Annotated in this window: 4 protein-coding genes and 1 pseudogene; 2 read left to right on the top strand and 3 right to left on the bottom strand. The window is 70.7% G+C overall.

The features are described from left to right. Nucleotides 1-626, bottom strand: a 626-nt coding sequence (locus tag DMC18_RS20830) for a DUF6880 family protein (protein WP_370444630.1), incomplete at its 3' end; no start/stop codon positions are given. A 15-nt stretch (nt 627-641) separates the two neighbouring features. Then, complete coding sequence (locus DMC18_RS20825) at nt 642-1,577, bottom strand: DUF808 domain-containing protein (protein ID WP_110119594.1); 936 nt, start codon at nt 1,575-1,577, stop codon at nt 642-644. Nucleotides 1,578-1,724: 147 nt separating this feature from the next. Here DMC18_RS20825 and DMC18_RS20820 point away from each other — a divergent pair, with 147 nt between their 5' ends. Continuing rightward, the gene (locus tag DMC18_RS20820) at nt 1,725-2,672 is read left to right on the top strand and encodes a cation diffusion facilitator family transporter (RefSeq protein ID WP_110119593.1); all 948 of its coding nucleotides are present in this window, start codon (nt 1,725-1,727) and stop codon (nt 2,670-2,672) included. Nucleotides 2,673-2,677: 5 nt separating this feature from the next. On the opposite strand, the gene DMC18_RS20815 is transcribed toward DMC18_RS20820, so the two are convergent. Next, entirely contained in the window at nt 2,678-4,351 is a 1,674-nt protein-coding gene (locus DMC18_RS20815) for a M28 family metallopeptidase (protein ID WP_110119592.1), read from the bottom strand. Nucleotides 4,352-4,482: 131 nt separating this feature from the next. On the opposite strand from DMC18_RS20815, the pseudogene DMC18_RS20810 reads away from it, so the two are divergent. Continuing rightward, nucleotides 4,483-5,145 (top strand): annotated as a pseudogene (locus DMC18_RS20810) (DEAD/DEAH box helicase); the annotation flags it as partial. Between the last annotated feature and the right edge of the window lie 30 nt (nt 5,146-5,175).

The following is a 5,175-nucleotide window of genomic DNA, read 5'->3' as shown; positions in this document are numbered from 1 at the left end:
CGCTGGGCGGCCAGACGCTCGCGCACCCTGCCGCGCAGCACGGCCACGGCGTCGCCGGCCAGGGCCGGGGCGGCGGCGCGCAGCAGATCGACCGACAGCTTGGTCGAAGCCCCCTCGACGAAGGCCAGCAGGGCGTCGGCCAGCGAGCGGCTGTCCAGCGTCAGGGCCTTTGGCGACAGGGCCGCCACGTCCACAACGGCTTGGTCGAACACCGCCGCCAGTTCGCCCTTGGGATCCTTGATCCGCCCTTCCAGGTCTTCCGACACCCGCACCAGCCGCACCAGCACCGGCACGGCGAGGTTGGGGTCGAGCTCGCCCAGCCGCCCCGCCGCCGAGGCGCGATGGGCGTCCAGATCGCGGACGAATTCCTTGAACTTGCGCCAGTTGATGCGGGCGCGGCTGTCGGCGATGGCGTCGATGCGCTTGTCGATCTCGGCCGCCAGGTCGGCCGCCCCCACCTCGCCCAACAGGGCCAGCTTCAGCCGGCGCTTAATGGCCGCATGGCCATCGGCCACCTCCATCAGCAGCTCGGCCAGGGCCTCGGGGCCCAGGTGCGCCAGGTTGGCCGCGTTCACCGACTTGCGCGGCGCGGCCTTCTTGACGGCTTTCGGCTTGGGTTCGGCCAATCCGCCCTCCCCGACCTAGTGCGCCTTCTTGCGCGGAATGAAGTGCAGCACGCCGGCGATGACGCCGCCGATGACCAGGCCGACCACCGCCGACGCCAGGGCCATGGCCAGCCAGCCGGTCACCGGACCAATGACCGGAACCAGGCCGGCCCAGTGCTGGAGACCCTCGACCCAGCCGGGGATCGGCGTCAGGTGGAAGTGGTGCAGGCCGTGCACGATGATGCCGCCGCCGACCCACAGCATGGCCGCCGTGCCGATATAGCCCAGGCTGCTCATCACCACCGGCATGGCCTTGACCAGGCCGCGGCCGAACTTCTGCGTCGCTGCGCGCGGGCTCTTGGCCATGTGCAGGCCGATGTCGTCCATCTTCACGATCAGCCCGACCACGCCGTAGACTAGGATGGTGATCACCACGCCCACCACCGCCAGGGCGGCGGCCTGGACGGGGATCGACTGATCCGACACGTCGGCCAGGGCGATGGCCATGATCTCGGCCGACAGGATCAGGTCGGTGCGGATGGCCCCGCCGACCTTCTCCTTCTCCAGCTCCGGACCGCTGAGGGCCAGTTCCTCGGTCTCCACGGCCTCGTCGTGATGGACGAAGATCTCGAGGATCTTCTCGGTCGCCTCGAAGGCCAGATAGGCCCCGCCCAGCATCAGGATCGGCGTCACCAGCCAGGGCGCGAACGCGCTGAGCACCAGCGCGCCCGGCAGCAGGAACAGCAGCTTGTTGCGCAGCGAGCCGACGGCGATCTTGGCTACGATCGGCAGTTCGCGGTCGGGGGTGAAGCCCATGGCGTAGCCCGGGGTCACGGCCGCGTCGTCGACCACCACGCCCACGGCCTTGGTCCCCGCCTTGCCGGCGGCGGCCCCGACGTCGTCGATCGAGGCGGCGGCGATCTTGGCGATGCCGGCGACGTCATCCAGGAGCGCGACGAGACCCGAGGGCATGAAAGGACCTTGCGTGGATTCGGCCGCCCGTCGCGGCCGGAAAGAGCGCCCTGCGTAAGGGCTCACCGCCTAGTGGTAAAGGGGCCGGGTAAAGGAGGAACGGCGATCGCGGCAGGAACGCGCGCCTCCAGCCTGCGTTGCTGCGCCATGGCCTCGACCGCGAACCGCAGCAGCGCCCACATCGTCGTCTACGCCGCCCTGGCCGGGAACCTGGCCATCGCCGCGACCAAGTTCGTCGCTTTCGGCCTGACCGGCTCGTCGGCCATGCTGACCGAGGCCATCCACTCCAGCGTCGACACCGGCAACCAGGGCCTGCTGCTGCTGGGCCTGGCCCGCGCCCGCAAGAAACCCAGCGCCAGCCATCCGTTCGGCTACGGCATGGAGGTCTATTTCTGGTCGTTCGTGGTGGCCCTGCTGATCTTCGCCCTGGGCGGGGCCTTCTCGATCTACGAGGGCGTGCTGAAGATCCGCGCGCCCGAGGCCATCGACCGGCCGTGGATCAACTTCGTCGTGCTGGGCCTGGCGGCGCTGTTCGAGGGCGGCTCGTTCCTGGTGGCGCTGAAGGAGTTCAAGACCCTGCGCGGCGACGCCCCGTTCTTCACCGCCATCCGCCGCAGCAAGGACCCGTCGATCTTCGCGGTGCTGCTGGAGGACGGCGCGGCCCTGGCCGGCCTGGCGATCGCCGCCCTGGGCGTGGCCGGCGCCATGCTGGGCCTGCCCTGGGCCGACGGCGCGGCCTCGGTCGCCATCGGCGTCCTGCTGGTGGTGGTGGCGGTCTTCCTGGCCAACGAGACCCGCAGCCTGCTGACCGGCGAGGCCGCCTCCCCGCGCATCGTCGAGGCCGTGCGCAAGACGCTGGCGGCCGACCCGCGCATCGAGAGCGTGACCGAGGTGCTGAGCATGCACCTGGGGCCTCAAGAGATCCTTCTGGGCGTCACCCTCGACTTCCAGGACGACCTGACCGCCGCCGACATCGAGGCCGCCAGCGACCACTTCGCCGACCTGATCCAGGGCGTCGACAAGCGCATCACCCGGGTCTTCGTGCGCTCGGGCCGGGCGCGCGAGGCCTACGCCAGACGGGCGGGCCTCGCCTGAGACCCCTACTCGCGGACCGAGGCGCTGGCCGCGCGGACCGGCTTGAACTCCGAGCCGGCGTTCCAGTCGGGCCAGGTCCGCGAATTGGCGATCGCCTTGCCGGCCTCGTAGACCAGGGCCACGTCCTGGGCCGCGCCCCGCAGGTCCCAGTCGGCGCTCCAGGCGTCGCAGGGCTGGTGATAGCAGCGGCTGGTGTAGTCGGCGACCCAGGCGTCGCCGGCCGCGCGGCCGCCGTTCAGCAGGTCCGCCCCGCCGCCCAGGCCCATCACCAGCAGCACCGGCACCCCGCGCTTGGCCAGCGAGAAGTGGTCGGCGCGGTAGAACAGCGCCCGCTCGGGCTTGGCGTCCGGCGTCACGGTGCGCCCCTGCGCGGCCGCGGCCTTGGCCAGGCCCTGCTCCAGTTCGTTCTGGCCAGCCCCGACCAGCACGATGTCCTTGGCCGGACCGGCGGTCTGCAGCACGTCGAGGGTGTAGTTGGCGGCCATCTTGCCCAGCGCCGCGTCGCCGGCCTTCACGGCATAGTATTCCGAGCCCAAGAGGCCCCGCTCCTCGCCCGTCCAGGCGGCGAACAGGATCGAGCGCTGCGGCGCCGGGCCCTGCTTGAAGGCCCGCGCCACCTCGATCACGCCCGCCACGCCGATGGCGTCGTCGGCCGCGCCCGCCCGGATCGTCTTGCCCTGCGCGTCCGGCGCGCCGACGCCGTAGGCGTCCCAGTGGGCGGCGTACATCAGGCTCTCGTCGGCGTGAGTCGCGCCCGGCAGCCTGGCGACGACGTTGTGGCTGATCATCGGCTCATGGGCGACCTTGTAGGCGGCCGAGAAGCTGGCGCTCTTCAGGGCCACAGGCTTGAACGACGGATCGCGGGCGGCCTTCTTCAGCGCCTCGAAATCCAGGCCCGAGCGCTTGAAGAGATCGACGGCCACGTCACGCTGGATCCAGCCCTGCAACTGCAGCTTCTCCTTGGCCGGGTTCGGACGGACGATGTCGTAACCCTCGCCGTTCGAGGCCTTCACCGTGCTCCAGCCGTAGCCGGCGCCGAGGGTCTCGTGGACGATCAGCGCGCCGACCGCCCCGCGTCGCACGGCCTCTTCATACTTGTAGGTCCAGCGGGCGTAATAGGTGGCCGCCTTGCCGCCGAACTTGCCGAAGGCCGGCTCGCCCTCGACCGCTTCCAGGTCGGGATCGCTGATCAGGAAGACGGCGACCTTGCCCTTCAGGTCCGCGCCCTTGAAGTCGTCCCAGCCGCGCTCCGGCGCGCTGACGCCGTAGCCGACGAACACCAGCGGCGCGTCCTTGATCGCCACGGCGTCGACCGGCAGCAGGGTCATCACCTGGGCCTGCTCACCCTGCGCCAGGGACACCGCGCCGCCAGCGGTGGCGAAGCTCATGGCGATCGGCCCGTCGATGCGGGTGTGCACCAGCGGCACCTTCTGGGTGTAGGACCCTGCGTCGCCGGCCGGCTCCAGGCCAAGCGCCTTGAACTGGGCGGCGATGTAGTCGGTGGTCTTCTGCTCAGCCGGACCGCCCGGCGCGCGCCCCTGGAACTCGTCCGACGCCAGCACCCGGGTGATCTCCGACAGCCTGGCCGGATCGATCGGCCCGCTGTCGATCTTCGCTTGAGCATGAGCCAGGGCCGGCAGGGCCAGGGCGGCGGTCAGCAGAAGGGCGGCGCGGGACATGGGCGAACTCCGGAAACTTGCGGGCCGACCCTAGGGAGCCTCGCCAGCCAGGGCAAACTTCGCACATCGTTCTGTCGCGAACTGTCGATTCCCCGCCAGAAACAGAACAGGAACATGCTATAGCCCCGTCGATGGTTCCGGCCGACCTGCTTCCACCCCGTTTTCAAGACTGGTTCGCCGCCAGGGGCTGGGCGCCGCGCGCCCACCAGCTGGCGATGATCGAGAAGGCCAGGGCCGGCCGCGACGCCCTGCTGATCGCCCCGACCGGCGGCGGCAAGACCCTGGCGGGCTTCCTGCCCAGCCTGATCGAGCTGGCCGAACGGGCGCCCCGCAACACCCCGGCCGGCATCCACACCCTCTACATCTCGCCGCTCAAGGCCCTGGCCGTCGACGTCGAGCGCAACCTGATGACCCCCATCCGCGAGATGGGCCTGTCCATCGTCGCCGAAAGCCGCACCGGCGACACCGGCGAAAGCCGCAAGGCCCGCCAGCGCATCCGCCCGCCCGACATCCTTCTGACCACGCCCGAGCAACTCGCCCTGTTCTGCGCCTGGGAAGGCGCGCGGGAATACTTCGCAGACCTCTCCTGCGTCATCGTCGACGAGGCCCACGCCATGTGGCCCTCCAAGCGCGGCGACCTGCTGGCGCTGGACATCGCCCGCCTACAGCAGTTCGCGCCGCGCATGCGCCGCGTGGGCCTGTCGGCGACGGTCGATGACCCGGATCTGGTGCGGAAGTGGCTGGGTAGGAACCAAGATCCTCCCCCTCTGGGGGAGGTGGCGGCGAAGCCGACGTAGGGGGTCAGCGCCGGCGGCCTGCGGCCG

Source organism: Caulobacter sp. D5 (assembly GCF_003185805.1).
Classification (GTDB): domain Bacteria; phylum Pseudomonadota; class Alphaproteobacteria; order Caulobacterales; family Caulobacteraceae; genus Caulobacter.
The sequence above is the reverse complement of the archived record's forward strand: the minus strand, read 5'-3'. Positions and strand labels throughout refer to the sequence as shown.